The sequence below is a fragment of the Pedobacter sp. MC2016-24 genome, assembly GCF_015223055.1.
Lineage (GTDB): Bacteria > Bacteroidota > Bacteroidia > Sphingobacteriales > Sphingobacteriaceae > Pedobacter.
On record NZ_JADFBX010000022.1, the window covers coordinates 1 to 14282 of the forward strand.

Genomic DNA, 14282 nt, shown 5'->3' on the forward strand with positions numbered 1-14282 from the left:
TTTAAATGATGTGCTGAAGATTAGCCGGAGAATAATTAATTGATTTTAAGGTTTTGTCGTCATGAGTACGGTATACCAGGAACAAGTCTTCTTCTTCCTTGTGGTAAGCTTCGCAGTCTTGGGTGTTTTTATAATGTGCAATGGTTTCATTAGCCTCTTCCAATGACTTACAAGCTTTACTCATATTAGATCGGTGAACTTCATCAAAAAGTGCTTTAAACTTCTCGCCTAGTCCAAATTCCAGGATTGCTCCGGACAATACGTATTGCAGGTCGCAAAGGGCATCCGCAATTTCAACAAGATTGTTATCTGCAATGGCTTGTTTCAATTCATCCAATTCTTCAGCTAATAGTGAGACTCTCAGATCTGCTCTTTCTTTAGCAGGGATAACCGGAGCGTCCTGAATGGGATGTTTAAAGGTTCTGTGAAACTCCGCTACCTGATTTAAAGGATTTGGTTCTTGCATAATTTTATGGGCTATTTAAATGAATTTGTGTGCAACAAAATTAGCGGATTATAATTAAAATAAAAAAAGCGGCGGAGGTGTAGCGTTTTTGTATTGAGCCTCGTTTTTAGAGAAAAGTGTTAATGGCCATTAGCAGAAAGATTTAAAAAATAAATTAGATACAAATGAAAACTTCAACTTTAAAAGGAATATTTAAAACGTTTATGGCTGTTGCAACAGTTTCTGTTGTGATGGCAGCTTGCTCTAAAGACAAATATGAGGTTCGGCCTCTCGCAGGGTTGTATGTGGTAAACGCCTTTCCAGACACGGTCTCATTGGATTTTTACGTAGATCCAAGCCGTGTTAACGAAAAGAACCCATTTAAGTATAATACCAGGTTGTACAATACGATTAATAATGGCTATTTAAGCTTAAACCCAGGAATCAGAACTGTCGGTCTGGCCAAAAGAAAGGGGAATAAATTTATAACCAGTAAGCAATTTAATTTTAGCTCAGGATTGGGGTATACACTATTTGTATTGGATACCCTGACCACAAATGAAAAGCGCTTCCTGGTGATCGAAGATGATGTTACTGCTCCGGAAGCCAATAAGGCCAAAGTACGTTTCATCAATTTAAGTAAAGATGCAGGCGCATTGAGTTTAGCCGTGAGCGGTAAAGAAGCAGATTTATTTACCAATAAGGCATATTCTGAATTTAGCCCTTATACAACGATTGATCTGGCAGAAGCAGCGACTTTCACCATCAAACAAAGCGATGGGAATAAATCTACTGTAGCGACCTTACCAAACGTTAAAATACAAGATGGCCGATTGTATACCATTTATGCAAAAGGACTGAAGACTGCAGTGATTGATAGCTTAAAAACTGCTGCAGGCATCTACAATATACCCACAAAATAAAATCTGTTATATTTGAAGGGTATTTGGCTTAACATCCAGATACCCTTGTTGTTCAAGATAATTACGCGATAGATCTTTAATGCAATAAAACCTGATGCTCGATTTTGAGGCTGTATTGGCGGGGTGTTTAAAAAACGAAAATAAAAGTAAGGAATGGGTATACAAATCCTTCTATGGCTATTTAATGGCTGTTATTTTACGTTATGTAGCAGATCGAAATGACGCAGAAGAATTGGTTAATGATAGTTTTATTAAAATTTTTAAGAGCGTAGCTCAATTTAATTCCCCACAAGCCCCAGATCAGCAACTGAAAGCCTTTAAAGGCTGGATTGCCAGAATATCTTCACGTACTGCAATAGATTATTTACGAGGGAAAAGAACTTTTTTATATGTTGATGAGGTTGCCGAGGCTGATCAGCCGCTTACTGATGTCAATGCAGTATCTCGATTGAATGTCCAGGATATTATGAAATTGTTGAATGAACTGCCGGAAACACATCGGCTTATTTTTAACATGTACGAAATTGAAGGGTTTTCCCACGATGAAATCTCAAAGTTGTTAAACATGCCAGAGAGTTCATCAAGGGTTTACCTTACCCGAGCCAAAAACAAATTGAGAACACTGTATCTGGCTTCGCAAAACAGTCCTTATGAATCGATGAACACACCTAATACACACCCGATATGAAGCCGGTTGATGATGAATTAATAACCCATATAAAGGAAAGCCTAAGCTTGCATGAGGAAGCTTATGCGCCTGGCGCATGGGAAAATTTCAATGAAAAGCAAAAGCGCAAAGGTGGACTAATCTGGCTGGTTCGTTTGGGTGCAGCCGCTGCAGTTTTATTGATTGGATTTACACTTTTTTATATGAACAGCAGTACTGATGTTGTACTTCGGCCAAGCACTGCGGCTATAAAACCAGATACCTCAGGCACCGTAACGACAAATACAGTACCGGATGTGACCTCGGTTCCTACCCATGGAATGCTGCCTTCTGACCACAAACAGATACGTAAGTTAGCTTCTAAAGCCGCTTCAGATGTAGCGATTTCCATTTCTAAGCCAATGACACAAGCCAAAACTAATACGATGGTTACCGGCTTAGTCCATTCGAATGAGGTTGTAAGTCCAAATGAAGGATCAAAATCTCAGGCTGATTTTGGAAAGCCTATTGATGTTGTTGTTGTGCCAAAAGAATCGGCAATGGTTAAAGTACCCGTTCCGCAAGTTCAGAAGCAGTCTTTTGAGGATTTCTTAAATTCCGAGACGGAAAAAAATAAAAACCAATCCGCAAAAAATAGTCTGGTCAACAAGACGGACAGTAAATGGGATCTGGGTTTGATGGTGGCGCCGTCAATTGGGAACGATAAGAAAATCAACATGGGCTATGGTGTAAGTATGGAGTATGCGGTGTCTAAAAAAGTATCAATTAGCTCTGGTCTATCATATAACCAGATCGGTGCATCAAAGACAATCAATCCTGCATCTGGTGTGATGAATGCTCCTGCAGCCGCAGCTGCAATTGTTCAGGAAACCAAAAGATTAAAATCAGTAGATGCCAATCTCGTTGGCCTTGATATCCCGCTGGAGCTTAAATATCATTTTAACGATCGTTTTTACACGAATGTTGGGGTGTCTGCTTTTGCTGTCTTGAATCAGAAACAGAATAACAATTATATAGAAGGGCGTTTGGAAACTCCTTCAGCTAGTGTAGCAGGCTATTCTGCATTTAAAACCGTCTTTACAGAGTCTTCTGTATCGGAACCAGTTCCTGCAGACGAGATCAGGAATGATAAATATTTAGGGTTTTATAACCTTTCTATTGGCTATAAACAAAAGATCTCAGGCAAAAATTCGCTGTCAATCGAGCCTTTCATGAAGTTGCCTATAAAAGAATATTCAAAAGAAAACCTGCACCTCATCGGCACAGGTATCCGTTTAAAGTTTGACTTTTAATTTGATTATTATTCTTCTTTGAGTGCTTTTAGAATGTGTTCAATTTCTTTTGCATAATTCAGATAATAGGTTTTCAACCAATAGATTGTTGCGAAATGAAGCAGTGCATAAATGGTGATGATACCCAGGCCAATATAAAGGTATAAACTATCGGTAGCACCTGATTGCAATAACTGAACAAAAGGGTCATATTTTGCATTGACAAAGATCAAACCGACCATCAGTAATGCAAAAGGGAAGAGCATATAACTAAACATTTTGTAAAGCTCCATGTTTAATCGAACATCATAATTTACTTCATACAAAGCATCTTTTGCTGTCAGTGAGGCGGTACCTATTCGTTTGTAAAAGGCGTAAAAGCGAGCAAAAAAGTAAATGCTGGTAATCACAAACAACAGGTATATGATGCTGAAAGGTAAAAGCAGTATTGGCTTAAGCTTGTAGATCTGGGGTATGAATCCAATTAATACAACAGAAAGCGCCTGCACTACGAATTCGCGCTTCATGTTTCTTTTGATCTGGTCCAGTGGTAGTTCTGCACGCTTAAGTTGTTCAATGGTATTTGGTATCGTAATATGGCTACTGGAATCCTTGTTCCAGGCTGATTTTAAATCATCAAAATTCATAACCTTGTTTTTTTATAAGTTCTTTTAATTTGTTTTTTGCTCTGTTTAGTTTTACTCTTGCATTGCCCTCGCTAATACCCAGGTTTTCTCCTATTTCTTTATGAGAGCAATCCTCCAGAAAATAGAACATGAGTGCTTTTTCAATTTTATCGAGTTGCTGCAATGCTTTGTAGAAATGAGCAAGTTGTATTTCCCTGGTTTCAGCATCATCTGAGGGGATTTCTATCTCCTGCGCAATATTGGCATACACGTCATCTTTTCTTTTTTCTTTTTTGAAGTAAACAATAGCGGTATTGAGTGCTACACGATACATCCAGGATGAGAATTTACTTTGATGATTAAAGGAGTCATAGGATTTCCAAAGTTGGCAGATGATTTCCTGAAAAAGATCTTTTTGATCGTCTTCATCATCCATATACATCCTTGAAATCTTGTGTATGATTCCTTTATTGAGTTCAATTTGCGCCAGAAATTCGTTCTCTTTCGTTTTCAAAGTTATTTTAAGATTGCTTTAACCTGATATCCCGAAGCTCTTAAAAGCTGTATTATGCCATCTTTTCCAGCCAGATGGCCAGCACCAACGGCAAAGAAGCAACTTTTGTCTTTCATCATTTGTGGCATTTTTTTAGCCCAGTTTGTATTCCGTGCACTTAACATCCATTGATTACTTTCTGGTGTGGACCCGAATTTTTTATTTTTAATTAGTGGGTAAAGTACGTCCAGATTCTCCTCTTTATAAGCAAGGATGACCTCATTAAAAATTTCTTTATATTGATCAAATGCGATGATTTGACCAACCATGGCATCATCAGGATAAGATTTTCCAAAATAATAGAACTGTTCTTTCACGGTTTCGAGGGCTGCAATTGGTTTTTGGGTTGCTTTGGCTAATTTAAGAAATTCCTGTTCATACGATTTGATATCTTTACAGGGAAGCGTCTGGGAAATTGCGAAGCTATAAACGGAGGTTAGCGTAAGTTTATCCAGTTTTTTTAAGGAAACGCCGGTCTTTAAGGTAAGTACAGAGTCTACTTGTTCAAACTGTCGTGCTGTAAGCTTTTTGCTTAATGGTATTGCGGAGCTCATACCTTCCTCCATCGCCTTCAACTCAGCAGTGTCATTGAAATTGAGCTCCAAAACAAGTTGTTCAGCAGCGTCTAATGCTTTTTTTGTATTGTTGCTTAAAATAAAATCCGCAGTACAGATCATGTGTATGGTTCCGTATAGATAAGACGGTTTGGTCAGACCTTTTCCGCTAATTTCCCATAAGAGGGCATTCGGATCGTTTTTTTGCTGTGCGTTGGTGCTTTTGGTAAAGACACAAATTCCCAAAATGGAAATGCTTAATAATCTGAATAGTGTTTTCATGTTTATGTGGTTTATATATCTTCTGAACGATAAGTATCCACATGGTATGTTTCGTTACAACTTTTTTTGATTTTTTCCAATTCAGCGGTTTAAAAGCATTTTCAGTGGCAATTAAACAAGCAATTGTCATAAGCTAAAGTGATTTGTTACCAGGCAGTGTGAAATGTTTAATTTTACCGTTCAAGATTAGTTTATGGCCAAGCACATTTTCAATAGAAAGAACATTAACAATGCTATTTTTATAGCCTTATTACTGCTGCTTATTTTTGTTCCAGAAGCCAAGGCATTGATGATACAGGGATTGATGAAGGTTGGCCTTTTTAGTCCGGATACAAAGGCCTTGGAGCAACATGAACAGCATAAGCTTTCCGGGAATCTTTCGGATATATCATTCAAAGATGCCTCGGGGAAAGTTATTGATCTTGGGCGCTTAAAAGGAAAGGTGGTCTTTTTGAATTTCTGGGCAACCTGGTGTCCGCCTTGTTTGGCTGAAATGCCTGCCGTTAACAAATTATACACTCAGTTTAAGGACGACAATGAGGTGGTATTCATCCTGGTCGATGCCGATAGTGACTTTGCGAAAGCACAGAAGTACATGGATCGGAAAGGTTACGGATTGCCGGTTTATGCAGCAGCAAGTGGAATTCCTGATGTGATCTTTAAAGGCGCTTTACCCACTACTGTTGTCTTTGATAAAAGGGGTCGGATTTCTTATCATGAGTCAGGAGCAGCCAATTATGGCAGTGATAAATTTATAGAATTTATAAAAAAGTTAAAGGCAAGTAACATTTAACATCTTTTAACGTCATAATTAAACACAATGGCTTTAAATTTGAAGAAGAATAAGTAATTTTGATTTAAGCTAACTTAATGAAAATGAAACTCGTATGAAGAATTTAGTTTTAACAATAAGTTGTATCGCAGGCCTGCTTTGGTCTACATCAACGCAAGCACAAACTTCTGAATTGCTACCTGATCAAAATCCAAGATATCTGGAAGCGCAACAAAAATACGGCATTGCTGCTGATTCTTTAAGTCGTAATCAAGGTACTACCGTTCAGGATACCTATAAAGCGTACGATTGGTATCAGGCCCGTGAAGAGCGCCGTCAGTTAAGAAGAGAACGGAATTACCAGTTAAATCTGGTAAATCCGTATTACAACAGTCCTTATTACAGTATTGGTTTTGGGAATTATGGTTATGGACATCGTCATGGATTTGGCTGGGGTTTAAGCCGTTCCTGGTATGGTGGTTGGTAGAAGTAACAATTAAAAATTAGATATAAATAAAAATGCAGTTCAAAAAAATCATAACCATCGGGGCTATTGCCATTTCAGGAGTCGTTATCTCCTCATGCTCCAGGCAAGTGACACGTGTAAACACGGATCAGGCAATTGACGTTAGTGGCAATTGGAACAACACAGATTCGCGACTTGTTGCGGAGGAAATGACGCAAAGTGTTTTAGGCGGTAAATGGTTGTCCAGCCACCTGGAGAATAAACAAGGTAAGCGACCGGTTGTTGTTGTTGGTGCTGTACAAAATAAGAGCCATGAACATATCGATGCGGAAACGTTTGTAAAGGATGTGGAGCAGGTTTTTGTTAAAAGCGAAAGAGTACGTTTGGTACAAGGAGGTAAGAAAAGAGAAGAGTTGCGTGCCGAGAAAGCTGACCAGCAGCAGAATTCTTCAGTATCCAGTATGAAAAAGTTTGGATTGGAGAACGGTGCAGACTATATTCTTCAAGGTTCTATCAACTCCATTGTAGACTCGCATAAGCGTCAAAAGGTTGTTTATTACCAGGTAAATCTGGAATTGACGGATATTCAAACCAATGAAGTGGTTTGGGTTGGAGATAAAAAAATTGCTAAATACGTTAAGAATTAGTCGGTACATTTCCGACTAACATAACTATGATAAATATCAGCAAGAATACTTTCAGGGCATCAATCCTTTTGGGGTTGATGCTTTTTCTTTTCAGCTGTGCCAGTTATAATGATATGATTGGTGGGTATTATAAACAAATTGCTGCAGGTAATTATAAGGAAGCAGAAAAGGAGCTGGATAAAAACAAATTATTGCAAAAACCACGTAATAGGCTGCTTTTTCTGATGGAAAAGGGAAAATCCAGTCATTTGAATGGGGATTACGAAGCTAGCAACAGGTACTTTAATGAAGCAGATCAGCTTCTGGAAAATGGGCTTGGTGGCGTGATGGATGCTGCGGTAGGTACACTGGTTAATCCAATGACCCAACGTTATAAAGGAGAGGATTTTGAAAAATTTATGATCCATTATTATAAAGCATTGAATTATCTGTACCTGAACCAAACGGAAGATGCTATTGTTGAAGCTAGAAGGATCACCTTACAATCACAAGAGCAAGGTGATAAGTTCAATGAGAAGACCAATCGTTATTCAAAAGATGCCTTTTCTTTAATGTTGCAAGGATTGATTTATGAGCATGATAACGATGTAAACAATGCGTTTATAGCTTATCGAAATGCTGCTGAGGTTTATTTAAACAGTAAAGATCAACTTTATTACGGCACTTCAATGCCCGGGACCTTGAAAGAAGACGTGATGCGAACCGCAGATCTGAATGGTTTTACCGCTGAACTTAACAGGTTTGAGGGAATTTTTAATGTTAAATATGAAAGAAAGCCCAAACCGGAAGGAGGGACATTGGTTTTCTTTTGGGAAAATGGTCTTGCTCCGGTTAAACAACAGGAAGAATTCTTCTTCTCGCTGGTGAAAGGAAATCATGGGGACCTTTTCTTTACCAATGTCGGTGGTACCATTATTATTCCGTTCAATCACGATTACAGCAATGGGAATTCCAACATTTCAAACATAGAGAGTCTCAGGGCTACCTATCCGAAATATATTGCACAAAAGCCTTATTTCAGCGCTGCAACGATTGATTACGGCGGCACTTTAGTTACTTTTGAAAAAGCAGAAGACATTAATGAACTGGCTTTTAAAACACTTGATCAACGATTTGTTGCTGAGATGAGCAAGGTGCTGACCCGTTTGGCGGTTAAAAAAGGAGCTGAATATGTGCTTCGTGAAAGTGCAAAGGGAACTGGAAAGAATGGCAAGGACAATGGCTTGCTGGAAGGACTTGGCCTTGGTATGCAATTGTATGGTTTGCTGTCTGAAAAAGCAGATACACGGAACTGGCAATCTTTACCAGCAACAATTAGTTATGTGCGCATTCCTTTGAAAAAAGGACAAAATACCATTACGCTTAATTTGAAAGGAGCGAATGGAAATGATGAAGTTAAAACAATAGAGATTACGGGAACTGGTAAAATGCAATTTTATAACTATGCCAGTTTACGTTAAGGTTAATTTAATACAATATAAGAACGACCATGCAGGAGCCTTTTGATATCCAGATCGGAGAAATTGATTACGCTGTATTTCCGGAAGGAAATGATACTTACGTCATTTTTAAAAATGGAAAAGAATATGTTCATATCCAAAAGGATACGGAATCACAATGGTTGAAACTGGATGCAGAGACAGCCCTGCCTCTTTTTGAAACTGATGAGGAGATCAATGCGATTGGTCGGGAAATTGTAGCTTACGTTCCTGAAGAGGAAGAGCATGCTGAAGAGGAGGGGGCTGAAGAGCTGGATTAACCAGACCAGTTGTCCCGGTCAAGACTTCGATAATGAATGGCTTCTGCCAAATGTTCAGGCTCAATGGCCTCACTTTTGGCAAGATCTGCAATGGTCCGGGAAACTTTAAGAATCCGGTCATAGGCACGTGCTGAGAGACCTAGTTTCTCCATTGCATTTTTAATTAATGTTTGACCGACTGGATCGATTTTACAGATTTTTCGGACCATGCTGGGACTCATTTGCGCATTGTAGTGCAAATCTTTGTTTGCTGAAAAGCGTTTGTCCTGGATCTCCCTGGCCTGGATCACCCTATCTCTGATGACCTCACTTTTTTCAGCTTCAGCAGCTGAAGTAAGGTCATTGAAGTTTACTGGGGTAACTTCTACGTGAAGATCTATCCTATCGAGTAACGGACCGGAAATTTTACTCAGGTATTTTTGAACGATGCCAGTACCGCAAATACATTCCTTTTCCGGATGATTGTAAAATCCGCAAGGGCAAGGGTTCATGGAGGCGATCAACATGAAACTTGCAGGATATTCTACACACATTTTAGCCCTGGATATGGTCACATTTCGGTCTTCGAGGGGTTGTCTCATAACTTCAAGTACACTACGTTTAAATTCAGGCAATTCGTCCAGAAATAATACCCCATTGTGTGCCAGGGATATTTCTCCAGGTTGGGGGTTTGCACCCCCGCCAACCAGGGCCATGTCTGAAATGGTATGATGCGGACTTCGATACGGTCTTTCTGTCATTAGTGAATCTGTAGCGTTCAGTTTTCCTGCTACGGAGTGTATTTTTGTCGTTTCCAGCGCTTCGTGTAAATTCAGAGGTGGTAAAATGGTGGGGAGTCGTTTGGCAAGCATAGTTTTTCCGGCTCCGGGCGGACCGATTAAAATGAGGTTATGGCCTCCGGCTGCGGCGATCTCCAGGGCACGTTTGATATTCTCTTGTCCTTTGACATCTGAAAAGTCATGCTCATAGCTACTTACTTTACTGAAAAATTCATCCCTGGTATTGACTAGTACCTGAGGAGGACATGTTGTTCCATTGAAAAAAGAGATGACTTCAGTTAAATTTTTGAGGCCATAGACTTTGAGTTCCGAAACGATTGCTGCCTCCCTGGAATTATCTTTGGGTAGTATGAAACCTTGAAATCCAGCTTCGCGTGCTTGAATGGCAATGGGTAGTGCGCCTTTTATTGGCTGTAAGCCGCCGTCTAAGGAAAGTTCTCCCATGATGAAGTACTTATCTATGTCCGGATTCTCAATTTGGCCTGAGGCAGCTAAAATTGCGATTGCGATTGGAAGATCGTAAGATGAACCTTCTTTCCTAATGTCGGCCGGAGCCAGATTGATGACAATCTTTTGTCGGGGCATTTTTAATCCGGTAGATTGAATGGCGCTTTCAATTCTGCGGAGGCTCTCTTTGATGGCATTATCTGGCAAACCAACGATGTGATATTTATTGCCGCCACCAATGCTTACCTCTATGGTTATGGTCAATGCATTTACACCGAAAACAGCACTTCCGTATGTTTTGATTAACATATTTACATCTCATTAATGAAGTGTGAAACTATAGTGAAATGTGCTTAATGTGGTTAAAATGGAAGAACTTTATTTTTTACGGGGCAAAAAAAATCCCGGTCTGTTAAGACCGGGATTAAGTTATTTTTTGAATTACATTTTTCCTTGCGGCATTTTGGGCATGTTACGCATCATTTTGGCGGCAGCTGCCGGATTTGAAAATTGTTTCATCACTTTGCGCATGTCGTCAAACTGTTTAATCAATTTGGTTACATCCTCTACTTTATTTCCTGATCCTTTTGCAATACGTAATCTTCTGCTTTGCTGAATGACATCTGGATTTTCACGCTCATGCTTGGTCATGGATTGAATGATCGCTTCTACATTTTTGAAAGCATCATCTTCAATTTCCACGTTTTTCATCATTTTTCCAACGCCAGGAATCATCCCCATCAAGTCTTTCATATTACCCATTTTCTTGATTTGTTGAATCTGGTTATAGAAATCGTTGAAGTCGAATTTGTTTTTGCGGATTTTCTTTTGAAGTTCTGCTGCTTCTTTTTCATCAAACTGTTGTTGGGCGCGTTCAACAAGGGAAACAACGTCACCCATACCTAAGATACGGGAAGCCATCCTTTCCGGATAAAATACGTCCAGTGCTTCCATTTTTTCACCAGTACCGATAAACTTAATTGGTTTATTGACTACTGATTTAATGGAAAGGGCAGCACCACCACGGGTATCACCATCTAATTTGGTTAATACCACACCGGTAAAGTCAAGTCTGTCGTTGAAGATCTTTGCGGTGTTGACGGCATCCTGACCAGTCATCGCATCTACAACGAATAATATTTCGTGAGGTTTCGTCTGTGCTTTTACTTCGGAGATCTCATTCATTAAACTTTCGTCAATCGATAAACGACCGGCGGTATCAATGATGATTACGTTATTGTTGTTCTTTTTACCTTCAGCAATACCTTCAAGGGCAATTGCTACAGGATCTTTAGACGTTTTATTTGCATAAACGGGAACGCCAACCTGTTCCGCTAAAATTTGTAACTGGTCTACTGCAGCCGGGCGGTACACGTCACCTGCCACCAATAATGGTTTTTTGCCTTTGCTTTTTAAATAAAGTGCCAGTTTACCCGTAAAGGTAGTTTTACCAGCACCGTTCAAACCGGCAATTAATATAATGGTTGGGTTATTTTTTAAATCAAGCTCAGTAACCTCACCACCCATTAAAGCAGTCAGCTCATCGTTCATTACCTTAGTCAGCAACTGACCCGGCGAAACCGAAGTCAATACATTTAAGCCTAATGCTTTCTCTTTAACCTCGTCTGTAAAGGTTTTTGCAGTTTTATAATTTACGTCGGCATCTAATAAAGCCTTACGGATTTCTTTCATGGTTTCAGCCACGTTGATCTCTGTAATGCTGCCTTGTCCTTTTAAAACCTTAAACGCACGATCTAGCTTATCCTGTAAATTTTCAAACATTTTCTTTAATGCTTAGTGTTCAATTTTTTGTAAGTCCCAAAGTTATTAATTTTGGTGGTAATATTTATAAAGTATTCTAAGGGCTTAACGTGGGAAGACAAACATGACGCCAAGGGCCAGGGTTTGGTTTCCTTGTATTTTTGGATCCGTGTCTCGGTCAAACAAACCTACCCCTGTAAGCGAGACGTTCATCAATCGATTTAGTTTAGATGTGATCGACACATCTAGCCTATGATCAATATTGACCAATGCACGGTCATATGGGATAAACATCTGGTATCTGGCTTTTAAAAGCGTATTGGTAAAAACCTCTTTCTCAAAATTACTTACGATTTGAAAGGCCAATTCGTTTTTGAATTTCTTGCCAAAGTCTACGCCATATTTTGTTTGAGACTTGCTAATTTTGCTTGGTTCGTTTGCATCTTTTGCTAAATATATTGCTGTATCCAACACAAAGGTTTGTCTCGCACTCCCTGTACCAATACGTGTAGAGAAGTATTTATTCGGTTTATACTCAAAACCGAAAGATTCTGTAAGATACCCCGGTGACATGAATTTGGAAATCAGATTTGGAAATTCATTACCCTCTTTTGTTCTGGTATAAGAAAATCCAGAATCAAATTGTGATTCAAAATTCACAGATCCAAAGAAATACCAGTTTTTAGACAATTGTATTGCGGCCTTATTGTCCCAGAAAATCCTATCCCTGGTTTTCTTTTGCAGCTGATCTTTATTCTTTACCTTACCATATTCGAGGATCAGTTCGCTTACATAGCTATAATTTTCCTTGCTATATTCGGCTTTATAATTTACTACTCCGCCTACCGCAATGGAGTTTACGCCACCACCTTTCCAGTTATTTGAAAAAGTAGCCTGGTTCACATTGATCCCTACAGAGGTGCGGGTTTTCCAATAATTCACTTTAGCATCAACAACCATAGGCGAAATCACCACTGGTTTAAACTGTAAATTACCCATGCGGCTTGGCAAGGGGCTACGTTTCAATTTAATGTCTAACCCTTTGGTATTAATCGGGATGGTGTCAATCTCTTGTGCGTGTAAAATTGTTGATCCAACAAAAACGAACAGTAAGCAAGCATAAAAACTCTTCATCTTTACAAAGAAAAACAAAATTGTTGCTTATTAAAAGTTTAATGCTAAACTATTTGGATAAATGAGCAGATGAGCCGGTCCGGTTAAAGATATTTTGCCCAGGAAAAAAAACGTCTTTGTTTAAGATATTCCAGGTTTTGATCGCAGGCATAAGCCTCTTTTTCGAAAACGATGTGGAAATAAGCCTGATCATGATTTTTATACTTCATGAGGTTGATCAGATAGTTCAGCAAATACAAAACATAAAAAGGGATAATCAATAGTTCGAGTTGCTGACGGAAGTGAATTTTTTCATGATTGACCAGCACAAAATCTGACTGCAGGCGTTTCTCTTTCAAAATGATGAAGGGAAAAATAGCCATGGCGTTGGCCGGAAGCTTTTTGTATACTAAAAAATACGGTTTCAAAACTGTTCAACCTTTACTTTCGGCAATGGAGGAAGCCTGAATGCCGCAGGATTTCGTTTATAACTCGCATAATTGTTTTTCAGGTATACGACAAAAGCATAATCAGACGCGCTTAAAACAAAGTCATAAGTTGGGCGGTATTGGTTCATGAAGTCTTCAGCTTCAAAATCACCGATCTGTAATACCCGTTTTACATAATCGGGTTTAAACCGATAATCAATAATGGCTTCTTTATAGTCGCGTTCAATAATCTTTTGTAAATGACGGGCATTTTTACCATCCCTGCTTAGCAAATTATAAATGGCATCAATGCCCAGGCCAACGCCACCAAGGCCCAGATTTAGCAAATCCTTTGCTTTCCCCTTATCCAGTGCATATTTGTATTCCTTTAAAGATTTTTCATGCAGTTCCTTCGGCGTGTATTTACTGCCCAGGATAGAAACCTCACGTAATGTAATGCCAAGGGGTTTGAGTTGAAAATAAATGGCTTTATGGTCATTGATTACTACGGTGTCCAGTCCATAACCTTGCAGTACAGCAAACAGGGTGTCACCTACACTGGCTTTGATGTTAAATTCCCCTTTAGGCGTATTGTATATCCCTTCATCGTTGTGTGGATTGTAGATATAGACTTTAGCCAGGCGTAACTTTGATTCTTTGTCTATGACAAAGCCCTGCACTGTTGTACTTTGTGCAATGGCCTCAATGGCAAAGCAATATAGAAATATGAATAGACTAAAAAATTTCATGGAAACACAAAGCTACAAGATAACTATACGGCCTTAATAA

17 protein-coding genes are annotated in these 14282 nt (G+C 39.1%); 8 read left to right on the forward strand and 9 right to left on the reverse strand.

Features of this window, described 5'->3' with window-relative positions; genetic code table 11:
- Position 1: 1 nt before the first annotated feature.
- Complete coding sequence (locus IM797_RS26680) at positions 2-466, reverse strand: nucleoside triphosphate pyrophosphohydrolase family protein (RefSeq protein WP_194130281.1); 465 nt, start codon at positions 464-466, stop codon at positions 2-4.
- A 164-nt stretch (positions 467-630) separates the two neighbouring features.
- On the opposite strand from IM797_RS26680, the gene IM797_RS26685 reads away from it, so the two are divergent.
- From IM797_RS26685 to IM797_RS26695, 3 genes are all read left to right on the forward strand, one after another.
- Positions 631-1368: a DUF4397 domain-containing protein gene (locus IM797_RS26685; protein ID WP_194130282.1), complete on the forward strand. Its 738-nt coding sequence runs from the start codon at positions 631-633 to the stop codon at positions 1366-1368.
- Between the two features lie 94 nt (positions 1369-1462).
- Positions 1463-2056 (forward strand): RNA polymerase sigma factor, encoded by a 594-nt coding sequence (locus IM797_RS26690; protein WP_194130283.1) that lies wholly within the window; start codon positions 1463-1465, stop codon positions 2054-2056.
- Positions 2053-3327 (forward strand): outer membrane beta-barrel protein, encoded by a 1275-nt coding sequence (locus IM797_RS26695; RefSeq protein ID WP_194130284.1) that lies wholly within the window; start codon positions 2053-2055, stop codon positions 3325-3327. Before IM797_RS26690 ends, IM797_RS26695 begins: the two co-directional genes overlap by 4 nt.
- An 8-nt stretch (positions 3328-3335) precedes the next feature.
- Here IM797_RS26695 and IM797_RS26700 read toward each other — a convergent pair whose 3' ends face one another.
- The 3 genes from IM797_RS26700 to IM797_RS26710 are packed head-to-tail and all read right to left on the reverse strand — an operon-like array spanning position 3336 to position 5321.
- Positions 3336-3953: a hypothetical protein gene (locus IM797_RS26700; RefSeq protein WP_194130285.1), complete on the reverse strand. Its 618-nt coding sequence runs from the start codon at positions 3951-3953 to the stop codon at positions 3336-3338.
- Complete coding sequence (locus tag IM797_RS26705; protein WP_194130286.1) at positions 3943-4446, reverse strand: RNA polymerase sigma factor; 504 nt, start codon at positions 4444-4446, stop codon at positions 3943-3945. Before IM797_RS26705 ends, IM797_RS26700 begins: the two co-directional genes overlap by 11 nt.
- 2 nt (positions 4447-4448) lie before the next feature.
- A complete protein-coding gene (locus tag IM797_RS26710) occupies positions 4449-5321 on the reverse strand; it encodes a TraB/GumN family protein (RefSeq protein WP_194130287.1) in 873 nt (290 codons plus the stop codon).
- Positions 5322-5514: 193 nt separating this feature from the next.
- Here IM797_RS26710 and IM797_RS26715 point away from each other — a divergent pair, with 193 nt between their 5' ends.
- The 5 genes from IM797_RS26715 to IM797_RS26735 all read left to right on the forward strand — a co-directional run bounded on the left by IM797_RS26715 (position 5515) and on the right by IM797_RS26735 (position 8965).
- Complete coding sequence (locus IM797_RS26715; RefSeq protein ID WP_194130288.1) at positions 5515-6114, forward strand: TlpA disulfide reductase family protein; 600 nt, start codon at positions 5515-5517, stop codon at positions 6112-6114.
- A gap of 94 nt (positions 6115-6208) precedes the next feature.
- Entirely contained in the window at positions 6209-6580 is a 372-nt protein-coding gene (locus tag IM797_RS26720) for a DUF5320 domain-containing protein (RefSeq protein WP_194130289.1), read from the forward strand.
- Between the two features lie 32 nt (positions 6581-6612).
- A complete protein-coding gene (locus IM797_RS26725; protein ID WP_194130290.1) occupies positions 6613-7206 on the forward strand; it encodes a penicillin-binding protein activator LpoB in 594 nt (197 codons plus the stop codon).
- Positions 7207-7232: 26 nt separating this feature from the next.
- A complete protein-coding gene (locus IM797_RS26730) occupies positions 7233-8666 on the forward strand; it encodes a COG3014 family protein (protein WP_194130291.1) in 1434 nt (477 codons plus the stop codon).
- A gap of 29 nt (positions 8667-8695) precedes the next feature.
- The gene (locus tag IM797_RS26735; protein ID WP_194130292.1) at positions 8696-8965 is read left to right on the forward strand and encodes a hypothetical protein; all 270 of its coding nucleotides are present in this window, start codon (positions 8696-8698) and stop codon (positions 8963-8965) included.
- Here the strand turns inward: IM797_RS26735 and IM797_RS26740 are convergent.
- The 5 genes from IM797_RS26740 to IM797_RS26760 form a co-directional block, all read right to left on the reverse strand.
- Positions 8962-10500: a YifB family Mg chelatase-like AAA ATPase gene (locus tag IM797_RS26740; RefSeq protein ID WP_194130293.1), complete on the reverse strand. Its 1539-nt coding sequence runs from the start codon at positions 10498-10500 to the stop codon at positions 8962-8964. The two genes, IM797_RS26735 and IM797_RS26740, sit on opposite strands and share 4 nt — an antisense overlap.
- 132 nt (positions 10501-10632) lie before the next feature.
- Entirely contained in the window at positions 10633-11973 is a 1341-nt protein-coding gene (gene ffh, locus IM797_RS26745) for a signal recognition particle protein (RefSeq protein ID WP_194130294.1), read from the reverse strand.
- Between the two features lie 84 nt (positions 11974-12057).
- Positions 12058-13086 (reverse strand): DUF3078 domain-containing protein, encoded by a 1029-nt coding sequence (locus IM797_RS26750; protein WP_194130295.1) that lies wholly within the window; start codon positions 13084-13086, stop codon positions 12058-12060.
- Between the two features lie 83 nt (positions 13087-13169).
- Positions 13170-13493 (reverse strand): hypothetical protein, encoded by a 324-nt coding sequence (locus IM797_RS26755; RefSeq protein WP_228099159.1) that lies wholly within the window; start codon positions 13491-13493, stop codon positions 13170-13172.
- Positions 13490-14242 (reverse strand): hypothetical protein, encoded by a 753-nt coding sequence (locus IM797_RS26760; protein WP_194130296.1) that lies wholly within the window; start codon positions 14240-14242, stop codon positions 13490-13492. The genes IM797_RS26755 and IM797_RS26760 overlap by 4 nt, the downstream gene beginning before the upstream one ends.
- Between the last annotated feature and the right edge of the window lie 40 nt (positions 14243-14282).

Bases quoted from the DNA above. Each gene is read 5' to 3' on its own strand.
- IM797_RS26715 (WP_194130288.1), top strand. From the start codon at position 5,515: ATGGCCAAGCACATTTTCAATAGAAAGAACATTAACAATGCTATTTTT.
- IM797_RS26730 (WP_194130291.1), top strand. From the start codon at position 7,233: ATGATAAATATCAGCAAGAATACTTTCAGGGCATCAATCCTTTTGGGG.
- ffh (WP_194130294.1), bottom strand. From the start codon at position 11,973: ATGTTTGAAAATTTACAGGATAAGCTAGATCGTGCGTTTAAGGTTTTA.
- IM797_RS26710 (WP_194130287.1), bottom strand. From the start codon at position 5,321: ATGAAAACACTATTCAGATTATTAAGCATTTCCATTTTGGGAATTTGT.
- IM797_RS26690 (WP_194130283.1), top strand. From the start codon at position 1,463: ATGCTCGATTTTGAGGCTGTATTGGCGGGGTGTTTAAAAAACGAAAAT.
- IM797_RS26760 (WP_194130296.1), bottom strand. From the start codon at position 14,242: ATGAAATTTTTTAGTCTATTCATATTTCTATATTGCTTTGCCATTGAG.
- IM797_RS26680 (WP_194130281.1), bottom strand. From the start codon at position 466: ATGCAAGAACCAAATCCTTTAAATCAGGTAGCGGAGTTTCACAGAACC.
- IM797_RS26700 (WP_194130285.1), bottom strand. From the start codon at position 3,953: ATGAATTTTGATGATTTAAAATCAGCCTGGAACAAGGATTCCAGTAGC.
- IM797_RS26720 (WP_194130289.1), top strand. From the start codon at position 6,209: ATGAAGAATTTAGTTTTAACAATAAGTTGTATCGCAGGCCTGCTTTGG.
- IM797_RS26695 (WP_194130284.1), top strand. From the start codon at position 2,053: ATGAAGCCGGTTGATGATGAATTAATAACCCATATAAAGGAAAGCCTA.
- IM797_RS26725 (WP_194130290.1), top strand. From the start codon at position 6,613: ATGCAGTTCAAAAAAATCATAACCATCGGGGCTATTGCCATTTCAGGA.
- IM797_RS26685 (WP_194130282.1), top strand. From the start codon at position 631: ATGAAAACTTCAACTTTAAAAGGAATATTTAAAACGTTTATGGCTGTT.
- IM797_RS26735 (WP_194130292.1), top strand. From the start codon at position 8,696: ATGCAGGAGCCTTTTGATATCCAGATCGGAGAAATTGATTACGCTGTA.
- IM797_RS26750 (WP_194130295.1), bottom strand. From the start codon at position 13,086: ATGAAGAGTTTTTATGCTTGCTTACTGTTCGTTTTTGTTGGATCAACA.
- IM797_RS26740 (WP_194130293.1), bottom strand. From the start codon at position 10,500: ATGTTAATCAAAACATACGGAAGTGCTGTTTTCGGTGTAAATGCATTG.